The organism is uncultured Nevskia sp. (assembly GCF_903885465.1).
Taxonomy (GTDB): domain Bacteria; phylum Pseudomonadota; class Gammaproteobacteria; order Nevskiales; family Nevskiaceae; genus Nevskia.
The window spans coordinates 1-17716 of record NZ_CAISIQ010000093.1; the positions used below are offsets into that span (position 1 = coordinate 1).

Genomic DNA, 17716 nt, shown 5'->3' on the forward strand with positions numbered 1-17716 from the left:
CATGAAGCACGCGCTGCGGGTGATGAAGCCGGGTGCCTCGGTGATCAACCTGTCATCGGTCGCCGGCATCATCGGCACCACGGCGCATGTCGCCTATCACGCCTCCAAGGGCGCGGTGCGCTTGATGACCAAGGCGGCGGCGATCGAGTGTGCTGCGCTCGGTACGGGCATCCGGGTCAACTCGATCCATCCCGGCATCGTCGTCACCGACATGGGCACCAACTTCATCCAGGACTTCGTCAAGCTCGGCCTGGCCCCGGACTACCCCGCGGCCGAAGCGGCGATCAAGGGCATCCATCCGATGGGCTTCGGCGAGCCCAGCGATGTGGCCAACGCGGTGATCTATCTGGCGTCCGATGCCACCAAATGGATGAATGGCTCGGAGCTGGTAATCGATGGCGGCCTGACCGCGCAGTAACGTTCAGCTTCCGGGACCGATCCGATCGGTCCCGGAATCAGGCCCTTACCAGCGTCGGCTCACTTCCAGCACGATCGCGAACACGCCGTAGCCTTCGCGAGCATTGGTGAACGGCTGGGCGAGGTTGTTCGCCGCTTCCGACTTGCCTACCTGGAATTGCAGCGCCGAGGCGATCTCCCAATTCTTCGATAGGATGCGACGGAAACCGGCGTTGAATTCCAGTTCCTGGGTCAGGTTGATCGTCGGAGTCACGTTCTCGTTCGGAATCGGATTGCGAGCCAGGTTGATGCCCACCATCACGCGGGTTTTCGGGCTGGTGTCGTAAGCCATACCGAGTGCGAACACGAACTGGTCGCGGAAATTCAGCGCCTGCACCAGCTGCACGGTTGCCGGCACGGCCGGGTCGCTGCTGCTCGGACTGCGGGCGTCGAGCGTGATGTTGTTGGCGGCACCTGACCAGTTCAGCCAGGTGACTTCGGTGGAAATCAACACCGTCGGCGTCGCCTGCCAGGCAATGCCGACGCCGAAGTCTTCCGGCAGCGCGAAGCCTTTGACCGTGGCATCGCCGTAGCGGACCACGCCCTGATCGATGGCGGTGTAGTTGACGCTCAGTTCGCCGCCTTCCAGCTTGAGCTTGTTGACCGTCGCGTAGGTGGCGCCGATCTTCACCGTGTCGGTCAGCTGATACAGCAGGCCGACGCGGCCGTTGTAGCTGACGCCGTCAGCACCATCGAGGCGAAGGCCGTAGAAGGCGGATGCGGTGTCGGAGGTCTTCGGATACAGCTTCTGGCGGAGCGACGCGTACGAGGCATTGAGCGCGAGGCCGAGGCTCAGGCGCGGCGTGACCTGCCAGCCGAGGCCGGTCGCTAGTTTGGTGACGCCGAAGATCGCCGAGTACTCGTCCGTGGTGCCGAATACCGTCTTCATGTCCTCGTATTCCGAGCCCGCGCCACCGGCGACGAACATGCCGATGCCGAAGGTCAGATCGGGCCGAAACAGCTTGGTCGAGTAGCTGGAGTTCAGCAGCATGCCGTAGGGCTGATCGGTGGTCTGATTGACGTTCAGGTCATCCGAATGGTGGTAGCCGAAAGTCGTGAACGGCTCGATCGAGCCATCGAAACGCGAGCCCGGAATCTGGGTCAGGTTCGCCGGATTGAGTACCACTGCCGTCGTGCTGCCCGGCACGGCGATATCGGCACTGCCCATCGCCAGCGATTGCGCGCCGATGCCGGTGACGTTCAGGCCATTGCCAGCCCAGGCCGGATTGAGCAGCGCGGAAGAGGCGGACAGCAGCAAGGCTCCGGTACGCGGCGTCGGCAGTTTCATGAATGCTCCCTGATCGATTCCGTCCCGAAGGCGGATCTGTTCTGTGGTTTGACGGGCACGACCGGCGGCCGGTCAGCTACTGGCGTTCATCAGTCGTCGTGTAAACGCTTTATGAACACCGCGTTCAGTATGACCGATTACCTCATCGCACAGAAGCCGGGCGCGACGGCCTCCGCGTCCACAGCCTCAGATTCAGGAAAGCCAGATGTTGACCGGCACTTTCGCCTGATGCAGCACGGCGGCGATCGGCCATTGCAGCGGATCGTTCTCGGCCAGCGCGCGCTGATAAACCGCGAGTTTGCTGGCGCCGCTCAGTGGCAGATGGATGCAGCGACTGTCGAGCAAGGCTGGCAGGCGCAGGCTGATTCGCTGATGCGGTGCGGTCAGCGGCGTGATCGCCGCCAGCGGGGTTGGATCGTCCATCAGCAGTGACGCGGGCAGGCCGCTGGCACCCGGAAACAGCGAAGCGGTATGTCCGTCTTCACCCATGCCGAGGACGACGACATCGAACGGCCGCGGGATCGCCGCCAGCGCCGCACTGCTGGCCGCCAGTCCTGCGTCCGCAATTTCGAATGCGGATTTCAGCGGCACGAAGCGGGCAGCCGCGGCGGCATCGCGCAGCAGATGCTCGCGCAGCAGACGCTCGTTGCTGTCGGCGGAAGAAGGCTCGACCCAGCGTTCATCGGCAAGCGTGATCCAGACCCTGGACCAGTCCAGCGGCAGCACGCGAAGGGCGGCGAAGAACGGAATCGGGCTCTTGCCGCCGGAGACCACCAGCGAGGCGACGCCGCGTTCGAGCAGCGCATCGGCCAGTTGCGTGGCAACCAAGGCCGCGAGCGTTTCGGATGCCGTCTGGGCATCGTCGAACTGATGCTCGATGCGATTTTCGATGTTCTCGCTGTTCACGATCGGGGTCACGTTCAGGTTTCCTCCTTCCAGCTCAGGCCATCGCGGACGATCAGCGCGCTCGACGCCGTCGGTCCCCAAGTGCCGGACGAGTAGGTCTTCGGTGCGTCGGAACTGGCTGCCCAGGCAGCGTGGATCGGGTCCACCCACTGCCAGGCGGCATCAAGTTCATCACGGCGCATGAACAAGGTCAGATTGCCGCTGATCACGTCCATCAGCAGGCGTTCGTAGGCGTCCCACTGGCGGGTCTTGAAGGTTTCCGCGAAATCAAGATCGAGCTTCACCGGCTTCACTCGCATGTCCGCGCCCGGCACCTTGGCCAGTACGTGCAGTTCGATGCCTTCATCCGGCTGCAGGCGGATCACCAGCCGGTTGACCGCACCGGCGTCATTGCCGGGCAGGATCGCGTGCGGCACGGCGCGGAAGTTGATGACGATCTCCGACATCCGCTCCTGCATCCGCTTGCCGGTGCGGATGTAGAACGGCACCCGCGCCCAGCGCCAGTTGTCGACGTCGACTCGCATCGACACGAAGGTTTCGGTGGTCGAGCCTTCCGGGATGCCGGCCTCGTCGAGATAGCCGGACACCGCCTTGCCGTCGATCGCGCCGGCTCGGTACTGACCGCGGACGATCTTGTTGCGCACATCTTCCGGCGTGAACGGCCGTAGCGCGCGCAGCACCTTCAGTTTCTCGTCGCGGATTTCGTCCGGATCGATCGACGACGGCGGCTCCATCGCCATGATGCAGAGCAGTTGCAGCGCATGGTTCTGCACCATGTCGCGCAGCGCACCGTAATGGTCGTAATACTCGCCGCGATCGCCGACGCCGACGGTTTCCGCAAGCGTGATCTGCACGTCGCGGATGCTGGCGCGATGCCACAGCGGCTCGAAGATCGAGTTGCCGAAGCGCAGCGCGATCAGGTTCTGCACCGTTTCCTTGCCGAGGTAATGGTCGATGCGGAAGATCTGCGGCTCGCGGAAGATCCGGCCCACCGCTTCGTTGATCGCGGTGGCGCTTTCCAGGCTGAATCCGAGTGGTTTCTCCAGCACCACACGGCTCAGATCGGTGACCAGCCCGGCCTTGGCCAGGTTCTCGCAGATCGCTGCGAACAAGCTGGCTGCGGTCGACAGATAGAACACGCGAACGCGATCGGCCGAGTTGGCGAGGGTGCTGCTGAGCAGGCCGTAATCGTCCGGATTCAGGCCATCGAGCGACAGATATTCGATGCGGGTGGAAAAGCGCTGCCAGCCCGCTTCATTAAAATCCTTGGCTGGAATGAAGCGCTGGAACGCCTCATGGACCAGCTCCAGATAGGCCGCGGTTTCCATCGGTTGCCGCGACACGGCAATGATCCGCCAGCCACTGCAATCCTTGGTATCGCGGTGCCGGTAGTACAGCGCCGGCAGCAGCTTGCGCAGCGCCAGATCGCCAGTGCCGCCGAAGAAAACCAGATCGAAGCAGGGTGCTTGTGCCATGGGGTTCCTGGAATGTGGACCGTTTTGTGACGGTTTTGCATCGTTCTTGCAGTGCTATCTTGCCTGTCCGACGTCCCCGGGTTCCGTTAGCCACTTTCCTGCCATCTGCCCGGCGCGCAAAACGGAGTGATCATGTCGTTGAATCCGGTCGTTGCCGCTGTCACTGCACGTATCCAGCACCGCAGCCAGGCGCTGCGGGCCATTTATCTGAAGCGCATCGATGCCGCGCGTGAATCCGGCACGGCGCGTGGCCGGCTGGGCTGCACCAATCTCGCCCATGCCTTTGCTGCATCCGACAGTGGCGACAAGTCCCAGCTGCGCGCCGGCCGCTGGCCGAACCTGGCGATCGTCTCCGCATACAACGACATGCTGTCCGCGCACCAGCCGCTGGAGCGCTACCCGGCGATCATCAAGCAGGCTGCGCGCGAAGCCTTTGCCGTCGCCCAGTTCGCGGGCGGCGTGCCGGCGATGTGCGATGGCGTGACCCAGGGCGAGCCGGGCATGGAGCTGAGCTTGTTCTCGCGCGATGTCATTGCCATGTCGACCGCGATTGCGCTCAGCCACAACACTTTCGATGCCGCGCTGATGCTCGGCATCTGCGACAAGATCGTGCCCGGCCTGGTGATCGGCGCGCTGAGCTTCGGTCATCTGCCGACGGTCTTTGTGCCGGGCGGGCCGATGCCGTCCGGCCTTCCGAACGATGACAAGGCCAAGGTCCGGCAGTTGTTCGCGCAGGGCAAGGTTGGCCGCGATGCGCTGCTGGAATCCGAGGCGCAGAGCTATCACGCGCCCGGCACCTGCACCTTCTACGGCACCGCGAATTCCAACCAGATGCTGATGGAGGTCATGGGCTTGCATCTGCCCGGTGCGGCCTTCGTCAATCCGAACACGCCGCTGCGCGATGCACTGACTGCCGCCGCCGCCAAGCGGGTTGCCGCACTGACCTCGCTCGGCGATTCCTACACGCCGATCGCCGCGATCGTCGACGAGCGCGCCATCGTCAATGCCATCGTCGGCCTGCACGCCACCGGTGGTTCGACCAATCACACGATCCACCTGATCGCCATGGCCCGCGCCGCCGGCATCGTCATCGACTGGGACGATTTCTCCGATCTGTCCGGCGTGGTGCCGCTGCTGGCGCGCATCTATCCGAACGGCAAGGCCGACGTGAACCATTTCCATGCCGCCGGCGGCATGGGCTATCTGATCCGCGAACTGCTGGCTGCGGGCCTGCTGCATGGCGATGTCCAGACCGTGGCCGGGCCCGGGCTGGCGGCCTATGCGCAGGAGCCGTTTCTCGATGCCGAGGCCAAGCTCGCCTGGCGCGATGCGCCGGCCATATCCGGCGATGACAGCGTGCTGCGCCCGGTCTCGAACCCGTTCAGCGCCGACGGCGGCCTGCGCCGGTTGACCGGCAATCTTGGCCGCTCTGTCATCAAGGTGTCGGCAGTGAAGCCGGAACATCGGATCGTCGAAGCGCCGGCTTTGGTCTTCGATTCCCAGGAGGCAGTGCAGGCGGCGTTCAAGCGCGGCGACCTGCGCCGCGATTTCGTCGCCGTGGTTCGTTACCAAGGCCCACGTGCGAACGGCATGCCGGAGTTGCACAAGCTGACGCCGCCGCTGGCGGTGCTGCAGGACGAAGGTTTCCATGTGGCACTGGTCACCGATGGCCGCATGAGCGGCGCGTCCGGCAAGGTGCCGGCGGCGATTCATGTGTCGCCGGAATGTCTGGCCGGCGGCGCGCTGGACCGGGTCCGCGATGGCGATCTGATCCGTCTCGATGCCGAGGCCGGCACGCTCGAAGCACTGGTCGATGCCGCCGAGTGGGCGGCGCGACTGCCAGCGACGGCCGATCTGTCCGGCAACGAAAGCGGCATGGGGCGCGAGCTGTTCGCGTCGGCACGGGCGATGGTCAGCACGGCGGAAACCGGGGCGGTGATCTTCGGCGGCGGCCTTTCACCGCCGGCGGTGACCGCTGATCTCTGGCCGGTGGAGCATGAGAATCCGAGTGCTGAATAGAGGTTGATTGGGGGCTTGAGCAGCGACTGAACTGGGCAGGCAGCGGAGCAACGAATCCGCGTCACGACTAAAGAACTTGGAAAACGGAAACCGCAGCATGCAGATCATCGACATCATGAAAGCCGGCCCGGTCATGCCGGTCATCGTGCTCAGCGACATTCGCCACGCCGTACCGCTCGCCCAGGCTTTGGTCGACGGCGGTGTGCGCGTGCTCGAAGTGACCATGCGCACGCCGATCGCGCTGGACTGCGTACGCGCCATCCGCAAAGCCGTGCCGGACGCCATCGTCGGCGTCGGCACCGTGACCAGCCCGGACGATGTGCTCGCCGCGATCACCGCCGGCGCGCAGTTCGGCGTCAGCCCGGGTGCCACGCCGGCGCTGCTCGATGCGATCAACAAGTCCGGCCTGCCGTTCCTGCCCGGCACGATGACGCCGAGCGAAGTGCTGGCCGCGCGCGATGCCGGCTTCCGCGCGCTGAAGCTTTTTCCTGCGGCGCCTGCCGGCGGCATCCCGCTGTTGAAGGCACTGGCGTCAGTGTTTTCCGACGTGCTGTTCTGCCCGACCGGCGGCATCGATGCCGCCAGCGCCCATGGCTATCTGGCGCTGCCGAATGTCGCCTGCGTCGGTGGTTCCTGGCTGGCTCCGCCGGCGATGGTCGCTGCCGGCGATTGGGCGGGTATCACCGAACTGGCGCGAGCTGTCAGCAGGCTGCGTTGATCACCAAAGGCGCAATGACGATTCTTCACTCGGTGTAAATGCACATTATTGGTGCATTCACTCCATTTCGGCGAATTGGTCAGAAGTCGTTAATAATTAGTCAAATCATTGTTTTATCTTCATTAATTTCGAAAATTTGAACGAAATCAGCTGAACTTCTGTTGTCAGCGGCAGTCAATGCACTGAAACTGTGCGGACACTGCACCATGAAGAAGCTTCCTGCCCTCGTTGTTGTCATCCTCGCGCTGCTGATGCAGTTGCGGGTGGTGTACGCCTGCGAAGCGGTGGGATTCGGGGCAGCCGAGCCCTGCAAGGTGCACGCTCTGGTCGCCGATCCGCACGGCGAAGCGCCTCAGGATCGCGGTTCGGCCTGCGACGTCGCGCTCGATCTCGCCAGCCGCAACGCGCGGCAGACGGGCGACCAGGATGATCTGGCCGCTCAGTTGACCGATCCTCAGCCGGTCCACCCTCCGGCCGCGTGGCCGCAGCCACTGGCAACCGCGCCGCCGCAATACCGCCCGCCGATTCCACGCGTACCGCGCGCCCGCCATGCGGCTGTGGCATCGCCGGGCTCCAGCACCTACCTCGTCACTGCACGTCTGCGGATCTGAGTCCGGGCCGGTACGGCATCGGGCTGCCGTATCCGGCCGTGGTCTCGTGCCCGATGGCTTCCCTGCCATCACCCGAAGGGTCTGTCTTTTCCTTTCGCCCGAGACGAGGTACACCTCATGTCCATCCAGAAAATCCTGACCATCGCCGCGCTCGCGGCGGTCATCACCGCTCCTTCCGCCATGGCCAACGACTGGCAGAAAACCAAGCATCACTGGCTCTATCCGACCACCGACAACGCCGTGCCGGCGCCAGAATCTGCCGACACCAAGCCGGCCGCCGGTTCGATCGAAGCCTGGCAGCAGGCCAAGCATCCGGCGCTGTTCGCAACCGATGCCAAGGCCATCAAGGCGGAAGAAGCTTTGGAGACGCCGCGGGTCGGCTCGATCGAAGCCTGGAAGCGCGCGAAATTCTCGCACCTGCAGAAAACCACCAAGCGCTGATCGCGGTTTGTAGTCCCCGGAAAGCCGCCCGCCTTGCGCAGGCGGCTTTTCTTTCGGAGAACCCTCTCAGAAGGCTTCCTTGTACGGCCGCAGATCCAGTTCCTGGGTCCAGGCCGAACGTTGCTGGCAGTGCAGCGTCCAGTAGTTTTCGGCAATCGCATCGACATCGAGCAGGCCATCGCTGCCGGCCTTCTCGATGTAGCCGGGCAGCGCGTTGCGCAGGCGATCGCCATCGACACCGCCATCGATCAGCACATGGGCGATATGCAGGCCTTTCGGTCCGTATTCGCGGGCCATGCTCTGGGTGATCATCCGCAGTCCGGCCTTGGCGGCAGCGAAATGGGCGAAGCCCGGCTTGCCGCGCAGGCTGCCCGAAGCGCCGGTAAAGATCACCGTGCCGCGGCCGAGCGGCAACAAGCGCCTGGCCGCTTCACGACCGACCAGGAAGCCGGCGTAGCAGCCCACTCGCCAGAAATCCTCGAACTGGGCCGCGGTCAGTTGGGTGAAATCGATGATCGCGTTGTTGCCAGCGTTGAACACCACGGCATCGGCCGGTTCGAAGCCGGTGCCGGGCGACATCGCTTGATCGAACAGGCGGATCACGTCGGCCTCGACGGTAACGTCGGTAGTCACCGCGGTCGCACTGCCGCCGGCAGCGACGATTGTCGCCACCACCTTTTCGATCTTGGCGGCCGTGCGTCCAGCTACCAGCACGTGATGGCCGGCGCTGGCAAAGCGGCGGGAGACTGCGGCACCGATGCCTTGCTCGGCGCCGACACCGATGACGACGGCAGTCGGGCGAGTCATCGGGCAATTCCGATTGGGCGGGGCAGGGACAGGTTCATGGTGGCGATCCTCAGACGAAAACAGCGGACGCCGAGCATGGCAAGGCTGGCGCTGGAATGCAGGCTAGGGCTTGCCCGCGACGGCTTGCGCGGCTTGCACGCCAGTCGTCTAATCGCCGCTTGATAACGAACGACAGCGGTCCGACTCAGGTCTGCTGCACCTTCATCCGGGAGAAAGTCTGTGAGCCGCTATCTGTCCTTCGTCTACGGCGTGGTCTGCTACAGCCTGTTCTTCGCCGTGTTCCTGTACCTGATCGGCTTCCTGAATGATGTCGTGGTGCCGAAATCGGTCAGCAGCGGCGAGCCGGGACCGATGGCGACGGCGCTGCTCGCCGACCTCGGACTGATCGCCCTGTTCGGCGTCCAGCACAGCGTCATGGCGCGGCCCGGCTTCAAGCGCTGGCTGACGCAGTTCGTCCCGCAGGTGGTCGAGCGCAGCAGCTATGTGCTGGCGACCAACATCGTGCTGATCCTCACCTACCTGTACTGGCAGCCACTGCCGGGCGTGATCTGGCAGATCGACAACGCCACGCTGGCGATGGCGCTGTACGCGCTGGCCGCGTTGGGCTGGCTGATCGTGCTGATTTCCACCTTCCTGACCAACCATTTCGACCTGTTTGGCCTGCGTCAGGTCTGGCTGAATCTGGTGCGCCGCAGCTATACGCCGGTGGCGTTCAAGGAACACTTCTTCTATCGCTGGATACGCCATCCGATGATGAGCGGCATCTTCATCGCTTTCTGGGCGACGCCGGTGATGACCAGCAGCCATCTGCTGTTCAGCCTCGGCATGTCGATCTACATCTTCATCGGCGTGCATTTCGAGGAAAAGGGCCTGAAGGCCGAACTGGGCCAGCCTTATCGCGATTACGTGGCACGGACCGGGCGCTTCCTGCCTAGCGTCTAGGCCGTGCCGCCGGGCTGTCATCGGCGTCTGTCAGCATGCGGTCATGAAAGCTCCCGATTCACTCCGGGTCGAATCCGGTGCGCTGATGGCGCTGCGCCTGTTCGACATCGCCTACGCGATCGACCTGGCCAAGGCCGAAGCGATCTGGGCAGCACAGGTTCGCACCGGCAGCAGCCGCAGCCAGCTGAGCATGACGCCGGCCAAGGCCGTGGCCTTCGAAGTGCCGCCGGTATTGCTGAGCCTCGAAGGCATCAGCCTGACGCTCGAAGACCAGGTGCTGCCGGTGGTGGTCAGCGCCCGGCTCTACGATTTCGGTGTCGTGACCCTGATGCTGCGCATCGCCGTCACCGACCTCGACTGGCAGGACTACAGCCGACTGGCCAATGCGCTCGATGATGCCGTCGGCCCCGAAGCCGGTAACGCGCTGTGGCAGAACCTGCTCGAACCGCTGCGGCAGATTCTGGCGCCGGCGCTGATCCGGCCCGGCGAATCGCTGATGCAGGAGGACTATCTGCTCGGCATCGTTCACCGCTGGAGCGAGCCGCTGACGGCGGCGGAACTGCAGGAGCGAGTCGATCTGGTGCCGCTGCTGTCCGGCGAGCGGCGCAAGCTCTCCGAAGGTGCGCGCCGCGATCTGCTGCGTCATCGCTATTCATATTACGAGGACGATCTCGTCGTGCTGACCTGGGATCGCGCCTTCATCTACGAGCCGCGCAAGGAAACCGACGTCGCCGATGTCATCGAAGTAGCCAACGCGCAGCTGCTGGAACTGCGCTACTACGACGGCCTGCTCGACGACGAACTGCCGCGCATGTACGACCTCGTCGAAGCCGAGCGCAGCTCGGGCGGCATCTTCAATCTGCTGGCGCCACGCCGTTTCGCGCGTCTGGCCCGGCGTCTGCACACCCTGGTGGCCGAAGTCACCGAGATCACCGAGCAGGTCGACAACGCGCTGCAGGTCACCGAAGACGTCTACCTGGCCCGCATCTACTCGGCGGCGCTGGACCAGTTCCGCGTCGCCAATGTCACTGCCGCCGTCAATCGCAAGCTGGCGATCATCCGCGAGACCTATACCGCGCTCTACGACGAAGCTTCCGGCGCCCGCGGTGCCTTCATGGAAGCGGCGATCGTGCTGTTGATCATGCTCGAGCTGGGGCTGGCCCTGCTCAGGCATTGAGGGGGTCTTCGAGGGCGCTATCGGTCCCTGTGATTCGAATCACAGCGGATTGACGACTTCGACCGATTGCGTCGTTCGACGGGATGACCGACGTCAATCTCTGATGTACGGTCTGGCCTCGGTACGGTCTGGAGATGCGTCTGCATTCGCCTGGCATCTGTCCGTCACCGCCCAGGTACGAATCAAGACAACCAGGAGACAGGCCCATGGCCAGCGAATCCCAGCATCCCTACCATCCGATCATCTACGTGCGCGGCTTCGCGGCGACGCAAGGCGAAATCGAGGAGACCGTCGCCGACCCGTACATGGGCTTCAATGTCGGCTCGACGAAATCGCGTGTCGCCTGGACCGGTGACGTTCGGAAGTTCTTCTTCGAATCGCCGCTGGTTCGCTTGATGAGTGATCACCAGTACCAGGATGTGTTCGTCGATGGCGACGATCTGCTGGCCAGCGAGCGGCCGGACGATCGCATTCCCTACCGTTGCATCATCATCTATCGCTACTACGACGACGCGTCGAAGGACTTCGGCGATGGCAACGGCACGCCTCCCATCGAGTACTTCGCAAAGGGACTGGATCGATTGATTCTCCGTTTGCGCGACAAGGTCTGTAGCGATCCGAAGAACAACATGACGCCGGAGAATTTCCGCGTCCATCTGGTGGCTCACTCGATGGGTGGTCTGGTCTGTCGGGCTTTCCTGCAGAACACGCAGCTGGGATCGGCAGAAGCCCGCAAGGCCGTGGACAAGTTGTTCACCTACGCCACTCCGCACAATGGAATCGACATGCGGATCGTCCGCAATGTGCCGGGCTGGCTGTCGTTCGGTGACATCAACAACTTCAACCGCGACAAGATGGCGGGCTATCTCAGCGTGCCGAAGGGTGATGATGTTTCGGTGGTGACCAATTTCCCGCCCGAGCGCATCTTCAATCTGGTCGGTACCAATCCCCGCGATTACACGGTGGCAGGCGGCGTTTCGGCCTGGGCGGCAGGCGATGCCAGTGACGGCCTGGTGCGCATCGAAAACGCCACGACTCATGGCCTGGGCGCAGATGGTGTCGATGTGCCATCTCCACGCGCCTATGTGAATCGGAGTCACTCGGGGCACTACGGCATCGTCAACTCGGAGGAGGGTTACCAGAACCTCACGCGCTTCCTGTTCGGCACGGTGCGGGTCGACGGCATTCTCGATATCGACGGCATCAGCCTGCCCGCCGAAGTCCAGAAATCCTTCGAGGACGGCAAGAACGTGCGGGCGTCCTATCAGTTCGAATGTGCTGCCAGCGTTCGTGCCTGCCAATGGCAGATCACGCGTCGCGAAGTCCGCGAGAACTCCGCGATCTTCCGCAGCTACGACGAACTGTTCCCGGGAAAGGAACGCGCGCTGCGCAAGCCCGACCGCAGCAGGAGCCCGCATCTGTTCACGGTGTTCCTCGATCCCAACAAGAGTGTCAAGGCCTCGAAATCGGTCAGCTTCCTGTTCGATCTCAAGGTGCTGGTGCCCGATTACGAGGTGGATGGATCGATCTTCATGAAGCGCCACTTCGAAGGTGGCTACATCTATCGCCAGCAGATCGTCGTCGAAGCGTTTCCGGACGCCGAGGCGCCAGGCGGCTGGCGGATGAAGTATGGGTTCCAGGACATCAATCCCGGCAAGCCCGGCGTTACTGCCGATACGGAGGCCCTTCGTGACGCTGCCCAGAACACAGTCGGGCTGACGTTCGATATCCCCATCGAGCAGAAATCAAAGCCCGGCCTGAGCGGCAAGCTGCGGATCGAGGTCCGTTCCTGGACTTGATGAGACCAGCCACGAAGAGCGTCATTGCTTACGCTCTCCGTGGCATCGCTCGTCAGGATATGAACTCCACGCGCACATCTTCCTGCGACAGCAGCGGCACGACCACCGGCTTCACGTTCCAGATTTCGTCGCAGTACTGGGCGATGGTCCGGTCCGAGGAGAAGATGCCGGAGCGGGCGCTGTTGAGGATCGACATGCGCGTCCAGTCTTCGCTGTCGAGATAGGCGTCGCCGGCGCGGACGTGAGCGTCGGAGTAGGAGTGGAAGTCGGCGAACAGGCAGTACGGATCGTGATTGACCAGGCTGTTGACCAGCGGCATGAACAACTCGCTGTCGCCGCGGCTGAAATAACCCTGACGGATCAGGCTCAGTACTTCCTTTAGTTCAGCATTGCGCTCGACCCAATCGGCGGGACGGTAGCCGCCGGCCTTGAGCTCGGCGACTTCCGCGGCGGTCATGCCGAACAGGAAGAAGTTTTCGGCGCCGACCTGTTCGCGAATCTCGATGTTGGCGCCGTCCATGGTGCCGATGGTCAGCGCGCCGTTCATCGCGAACTTCATGTTGCCGGTGCCCGAAGCTTCCTTGCCGGCCAGCGAGATCTGTTCGGACAGATCGGCCGCCGGATAGATGCGCTGGCCATTGGTGACGCTGAAGTTCGGCAGGAACACGACTCTGAGCTTGTCGCGCACCGCCGGATCCCGATTGACGACATCGCCGATCGCGGTGATCAGGCGGATCATCAACTTCGCCATCCAGTAGCCGGGCGCGGCCTTGCCACCGAAGATGAAGGTGCGCGGCGTCATCTCCAGGTTCGGGTTCGACTTCAGCCGGTGATAGAGCGCGATGATGTGCAGCGCCGACAGATGCTGGCGCTTGTACTCGTGGATGCGCTTGACCTGAATGTCGAACATCGACGATGGATCGACGGCGACATTGCAGCGCTTGCGGATCAGATCGGCGAGATCGCGCTTGTTGGCGCGCTTGATCTCGCGCCAGCCGATGCGGAAGCCGGCATCGTCGGCATACTTCTCCAGGCCTTTCAGCTCGGACAGTTCCTTGACCCAGCCGTCGCCGATCGCACCGCTGATGTGCCGGGTCAGGCGCGGGTTGGCGAGCACGATCCAGCGTCGTGGCGTGACGCCGTTGGTCTTGTTGCTGAACTTCTCAGGCCAGAGCTCGTGGAAGTCGTGCAGCACGTCGGCTTTCAGCAGCTCGGTGTGGAGTGCGGCGACGCCGTTGATCGCGTGGCTGCCGACGCAGGCCAGATGCGCCATGCGCACATAGCGCTCGCCGCTTTCGTCGATCAGGCTCATCCGCGCGGCCTTTTCGCCATCGCCGAAGTAGCGGTTGCGCACTTCTTCGAGGAAGCGGGCGTTGATCTCGTAGATGATTTCCAGATGCCGCGGCAGCACCCGCTTGAACAGTTCCAGCGGCCAGCGTTCCAGCGCTTCCGGCAGCAGGGTGTGATTGGTGTAACCGAAGGTCTTGCGGGTGATGTCCCAGGCCTGATGCCAGGGCAGGCCGTTCTCGTCGGTCAGCAGACGCATCAGCTCGGCAACGGCGATCGCCGGATGCGTGTCGTTGAGCTGGGCGGTGAACTTCTCGTGGAAGCGTTCGAAGCCGATCTTCTGGCTCTTGAGGATGCGCAGCATGTCCTGCAGCGAGCAGGACACGAAGAAGTACTGCTGCGCCAGGCGCAGTTCCTTGCCTTCGACGTGCTCGTCATTCGGATACAGCACCTTCGACAGGTTTTCCGAAATGACCTTCTGATTCACCGCGCCCTGGTAGTCGCCGCGATTGAACACATCGAAGTCGAAGGATTCCGGCGCTTCCGCTTTCCACAGCCGCAAGGTGTTGGCGGTGTTGTTGCGGTAACCAAGGATTGGCGTGTCATAGGGGATGCCGTTGACGGTGCGGTTCGGCAGCCAGCGTACGTGCAGCTTGCCGGCCTCGTCCCAGCGGCTTTCGGTATGGCCACCGAGCTTGACCTCGGCCGCCCATTCCGGCCGGCACAGCTCCCAGGGATTGCCGTAGCGCAGCCATTTGTCGGTCTTCTCGACCTGCCAGCCTTCGACCAGCGTCTGATGGAAGATGCCGAACTCGTAGCGGATGCCGTAACCGATCGAGGGAATTTCTAGAGTCGCCAGCGAGTCGATGAAGCAGGCAGCGAGTCGGCCGAGGCCACCGTTGCCGAGGCCGGGCTCTTCTTCCTGATACAGCAGCTCATCGAGATTCAGGCCCAGCTCGCTCATCGCCTTGCGGGCGTCGTCGAACAGGCCGAGGTTGATCAGGTTGTTGCCCAGATGCGGGCCCATCAGGAACTCTGCCGAGAAGTAGCAGACCGTACGGGCGCCGGTCTTCTGATACTCGTTGGCCGTCGAGATCCAGCGCTGCAGCAGACGGTCGCGGATCGCGTAGGCAAGTGCCAGGTAGTAATCGGTCTTGGTCGCCAGCGCCGGGAACTTGCCCTGCGTGTAGAACAGGTGATGCAGGAAAGCGTGGCGCAAGCGCTGCACTGGGTCATCCGCAGTGTCTGTTTCGCGACGGCTGAATTCCTGCGGGGACTGGTCCGGCTTGTTCAAGGCATCACTCCAAGTGTTGTTCGCCGCGATCTCTATGACCAGCAAAATTCGTGCTGATGGCAGCAGCGGCGAGTCGGGCCAGACCGATCAGCCCGGGCTGTGGGTGGATGATCAGCTGCACGGGGATCGCCGCCAGCCATTGCTCGAAGCCGCGCTTGGCGCAGAAGCCGTCGCGGAATGCTGCGCGATCGAAGTCTTCACCCCAGGCGGGCACGATGCCGCCGGCGATCCAGACGCCGCCGCGGGCGCCGACGATCAGCGCGGCATTGCCGGCGACCCGGCCCAGCCAGCGCGCGAACATCTGCATCGCCATGACAGCCACGGCATCGCCGCTGCGGGCTGCGGCGACGATATCCGGCGGTTCGCGCTCCGGGCCGCTGCTCAGTGCAGCATGCAGTTTCGCGAAGCCGCTGCCGGACACCAGCGATTCGGCAGAGAGCGGTCCGTGGCTGGCGCGTAGCTTCAGGAAGGCATCGACCTCGGCGTCATCGACCGGTGCCAGATCGACATGGCCGCCTTCGCCGGGCAGCACCACCCAGTCGCCGTCATGGGCGATCAGGCTCGCCACGCCGAGGCCAGTGCCGGGGCCGATCACCAGCCGTGCTGCTGCGGCGTGCTCGACACCGGTCTGGATGTCGCGGAGATCAGTCGGCTGCAGGGCCGGCACCGCCTGGGCAATCGCTTCGAAGTCGTTGACGATGATCACCCGCTGCGCGCCGGTGGCCTTGGCGATCGCGACCGGATCGAGCACGCAGGGATTGTTGCTGAGCGCCAGGCTGCCATCGTCGCGCAACGGCCCGGCACCGCAGAGCGCGATGATGTCGACCTTGCGGCCAGCAAGCTGGCGCGACAGCAGCGCCGGCATGTCTTCGGGGGTGTCGTGACGGCTGAGTTCATCGAGACGGAAGCCATCAGCCGCCGATATCGCGAACGCCAGCCGCGTGTTGGTGCCGCCGATGTCACCGACCAGCAGCACCGGCGCCGGCCCCGCCGGCTCAGCCGCGATAGACACTGGGTGACACTCCTTTCCAGCGCTTGAAAGCGTGCGCGAAGCTGGCGCGTTCGGCGTAACCGAGTCGTTCGGCGACTTCATCCATTTTCATCCGGGCAGTGGACAGCAGTTCTTCGGCCAGCGCCTGACGGACTTCATCGGCGAGGGCGCGATACGAGGAGCCCTCGGCGCTGAGCAGGCGGCGCAGGTGGCGGGAGGTCATGTTCAGGCTGGCGGCGATCGCTTCCATGTCCGGCATCCGGCCCGGCGTCAGCAGCAGGCGATCGCGATCCCGGCCGGCAAAACCGGCGCGGCTGCGGCGGCGAGCCAGCAGTTGCCGGCACTGGTCTTCGCAGGATTGGCGCATCAGCTCGTTGGCCTGCGGCAGCGGCTGATCGAACAGCCGGGCATCGAACTGCAGATGATTACGTTCGGCGCCCAGGCTCAAACGGTCACCGAAGCTGGCGCGCAGCAGTGCCGCCCGTTCCTCGCCGATCGCGAAGCGCAGTTGCACGGCGCGCGGCTGCACCGGTGCAGCAAGCAGTTCGCGGTTCAGGGTCATGGTCGCGGCCATGTCGCGCAACACAACGAACTGGGCCAGTTCCGGCGGCGTGCCTTCCTCGTCGATCACCAGGCTGACGTACTCCGGGCTTTCCTCGAGCCAGATGCGGTTGACGCTGTAGGTGAGATCCAGATAGCGCAGGCCGACGTGCACGGCGCTGCGCAAGGTGGCGCTGGAAGCCATCGCGAAACCCCAGATGCCCATCGTCGTCAGGTGATAGCGGGCACCGGCGGCGATCGCCAGTTCGACTTCACCGATGCCCTGCTCGCCGAGCAGATGGATCAGGTTGCGGATCACCCGGAATTCCTGCGCGGCTTCGATCTCGCCGCTCGGATCGTCCAGCTCGGCGAGCGCGATGCCGGCACCACGCAGGCACTGCATCGGGCTGAGGCCGTGTTCACCGGCCAGCTCGCAGAGCATCCGGGTGCTGGCTACGCCTCGGCGTACGGTCCAGTGGTTCATCGATTCGGCAGGCTTGATGGCAGGTGCAAGGGCGGATGTCCGAAACTATCACGCAAGCGTCCGCTCGAACCATTCCTTGTCCTGCGGCGGCAGCCTACAGTCCGGCACCGTCGATCCCTGTTTGTTCCGTCAGATGAGTACTTACATGACCCAGCCTGCTGCTTCGTCCGTCCACGTTGCGATCATCGGCACCGGATTCGGCGGCCTCGGCCAGGCCGTGTACCTGAAGAAGGCGGGTATCGAGTCGTTCGCGATCTACGAAAAGGGCGAGGACGTGGGCGGCACCTGGCGCGAGAACACCTATCCGGGTGCGGCCTGTGATGTGCCCTCCCATCTGTACTCGTATTCGTTCGAGCCGCATTACCCCTGGGCTTTTCGCTATGGCAAGCAGGCGGAAATCCTCGCCTACCTGAAGCACGTGGCGAGCAAGTACGGCCTGCGCAAGCACATCCGCTTCGGCAAGGAGATGACGGCGGCGAAC

At 63.8% G+C, this 17716-nt stretch carries 16 protein-coding genes; 9 read left to right on the top strand and 7 right to left on the bottom strand.

Annotated elements, in window-relative coordinates:
* Positions 1–418, top strand: a 418-nt coding sequence (locus QZY06_RS03455) for an SDR family oxidoreductase (RefSeq protein ID WP_295680231.1), incomplete at its 5' end; no start/stop codon positions are given.
* A gap of 45 nt (positions 419–463) precedes the next feature.
* Here QZY06_RS03455 and QZY06_RS03460 read toward each other — a convergent pair.
* From QZY06_RS03460 to zwf, 3 genes are all read right to left on the bottom strand, one after another.
* Entirely contained in the window at positions 464–1744 is a 1281-nt protein-coding gene (locus tag QZY06_RS03460) for an OmpP1/FadL family transporter (RefSeq protein WP_295680233.1), read from the bottom strand.
* A 192-nt stretch (positions 1745–1936) separates the two neighbouring features.
* On the bottom strand, positions 1937–2662 hold the full coding sequence (gene pgl, locus QZY06_RS03465; RefSeq protein WP_295680235.1) for a 6-phosphogluconolactonase: 726 nt from the start codon (positions 2660–2662) through the stop codon (positions 1937–1939).
* Between the two features lie 2 nt (positions 2663–2664).
* Complete coding sequence (zwf, locus tag QZY06_RS03470) at positions 2665–4125, bottom strand: glucose-6-phosphate dehydrogenase (protein ID WP_295680237.1); 1461 nt, start codon at positions 4123–4125, stop codon at positions 2665–2667.
* Positions 4126–4257: 132 nt separating this feature from the next.
* On the opposite strand from zwf, the gene edd reads away from it, so the two are divergent.
* The 4 genes from edd to QZY06_RS03490 all read left to right on the top strand — a co-directional run bounded on the left by edd (position 4258) and on the right by QZY06_RS03490 (position 7914).
* Positions 4258–6144, top strand: a complete 1887-nt coding sequence (edd, locus tag QZY06_RS03475; protein ID WP_295680239.1) for a phosphogluconate dehydratase — start codon at positions 4258–4260, stop codon at positions 6142–6144.
* Between the two features lie 97 nt (positions 6145–6241).
* Complete coding sequence (gene eda, locus QZY06_RS03480) at positions 6242–6862, top strand: bifunctional 4-hydroxy-2-oxoglutarate aldolase/2-dehydro-3-deoxy-phosphogluconate aldolase (protein WP_022977888.1); 621 nt, start codon at positions 6242–6244, stop codon at positions 6860–6862.
* A 206-nt stretch (positions 6863–7068) separates the two neighbouring features.
* Positions 7069–7473, top strand: a complete 405-nt coding sequence (locus QZY06_RS03485; RefSeq protein ID WP_295680242.1) for a hypothetical protein — start codon at positions 7069–7071, stop codon at positions 7471–7473.
* A 117-nt stretch (positions 7474–7590) separates the two neighbouring features.
* Positions 7591–7914, top strand: coding sequence for a hypothetical protein (locus tag QZY06_RS03490; protein WP_295680243.1), 324 nt, complete (start codon positions 7591–7593; stop codon positions 7912–7914).
* Positions 7915–7980: 66 nt separating this feature from the next.
* Here QZY06_RS03490 and QZY06_RS03495 read toward each other — a convergent pair whose 3' ends face one another.
* Entirely contained in the window at positions 7981–8721 is a 741-nt protein-coding gene (locus QZY06_RS03495; protein WP_295680245.1) for an SDR family NAD(P)-dependent oxidoreductase, read from the bottom strand.
* Positions 8722–8940: 219 nt separating this feature from the next.
* On the opposite strand from QZY06_RS03495, the gene mddA reads away from it, so the two are divergent.
* The 3 genes from mddA (at position 8941) to QZY06_RS03510 (ending at position 12639) form a co-directional block, all read left to right on the top strand.
* Positions 8941–9663, top strand: a complete 723-nt coding sequence (mddA, locus tag QZY06_RS03500) for a methanethiol S-methyltransferase (RefSeq protein WP_295680248.1) — start codon at positions 8941–8943, stop codon at positions 9661–9663.
* 43 nt (positions 9664–9706) lie between these two features.
* Positions 9707–10840 carry a hypothetical protein gene (locus QZY06_RS03505; RefSeq protein ID WP_295680249.1) on the top strand — a complete coding sequence of 378 codons (1134 nt, stop codon included), beginning with the start codon at positions 9707–9709 and terminating at the stop codon, positions 10838–10840.
* A 206-nt stretch (positions 10841–11046) separates the two neighbouring features.
* Positions 11047–12639, top strand: a complete 1593-nt coding sequence (locus QZY06_RS03510; RefSeq protein WP_295680253.1) for a hypothetical protein — start codon at positions 11047–11049, stop codon at positions 12637–12639.
* Between the two features lie 52 nt (positions 12640–12691).
* Here QZY06_RS03510 and QZY06_RS03515 read toward each other — a convergent pair whose 3' ends face one another.
* From QZY06_RS03515 to QZY06_RS03525, 3 genes are all read right to left on the bottom strand, one after another.
* Positions 12692–15154, bottom strand: coding sequence for a glycogen/starch/alpha-glucan phosphorylase (locus QZY06_RS03515; protein ID WP_367275554.1), 2463 nt, complete (start codon positions 15152–15154; stop codon positions 12692–12694).
* 70 nt (positions 15155–15224) lie between these two features.
* Positions 15225–16232 (bottom strand): glucokinase, encoded by a 1008-nt coding sequence (locus QZY06_RS03520; RefSeq protein ID WP_295680259.1) that lies wholly within the window; start codon positions 16230–16232, stop codon positions 15225–15227.
* On the bottom strand, positions 16216–17235 hold the full coding sequence (locus tag QZY06_RS03525; protein WP_295680261.1) for an AraC family transcriptional regulator: 1020 nt from the start codon (positions 17233–17235) through the stop codon (positions 16216–16218). The genes QZY06_RS03520 and QZY06_RS03525 overlap by 17 nt, the downstream gene beginning before the upstream one ends.
* 145 nt (positions 17236–17380) lie before the next feature.
* On the opposite strand from QZY06_RS03525, the gene QZY06_RS03530 reads away from it, so the two are divergent.
* Positions 17381–17716 (top strand): NAD(P)-binding protein (locus tag QZY06_RS03530; RefSeq protein WP_295680264.1); only part of this gene is annotated, 336 nt, incomplete at its 3' end.

Bases quoted from the DNA above. Each gene is read 5' to 3' on its own strand.
- edd (WP_295680239.1), top strand. From the start codon at position 4,258: ATGTCGTTGAATCCGGTCGTTGCCGCTGTCACTGCACGTATCCAGCAC.
- QZY06_RS03505 (WP_295680249.1), top strand. From the start codon at position 9,707: ATGAAAGCTCCCGATTCACTCCGGGTCGAATCCGGTGCGCTGATGGCG.
- QZY06_RS03490 (WP_295680243.1), top strand. From the start codon at position 7,591: ATGTCCATCCAGAAAATCCTGACCATCGCCGCGCTCGCGGCGGTCATC.
- zwf (WP_295680237.1), bottom strand. From the start codon at position 4,125: ATGGCACAAGCACCCTGCTTCGATCTGGTTTTCTTCGGCGGCACTGGC.
- eda (WP_022977888.1), top strand. From the start codon at position 6,242: ATGCAGATCATCGACATCATGAAAGCCGGCCCGGTCATGCCGGTCATC.
- QZY06_RS03460 (WP_295680233.1), bottom strand. From the start codon at position 1,744: ATGAAACTGCCGACGCCGCGTACCGGAGCCTTGCTGCTGTCCGCCTCT.
- QZY06_RS03485 (WP_295680242.1), top strand. From the start codon at position 7,069: ATGAAGAAGCTTCCTGCCCTCGTTGTTGTCATCCTCGCGCTGCTGATG.
- QZY06_RS03495 (WP_295680245.1), bottom strand. From the start codon at position 8,721: ATGACTCGCCCGACTGCCGTCGTCATCGGTGTCGGCGCCGAGCAAGGC.
- QZY06_RS03510 (WP_295680253.1), top strand. From the start codon at position 11,047: ATGGCCAGCGAATCCCAGCATCCCTACCATCCGATCATCTACGTGCGC.
- QZY06_RS03525 (WP_295680261.1), bottom strand. From the start codon at position 17,235: ATGAACCACTGGACCGTACGCCGAGGCGTAGCCAGCACCCGGATGCTC.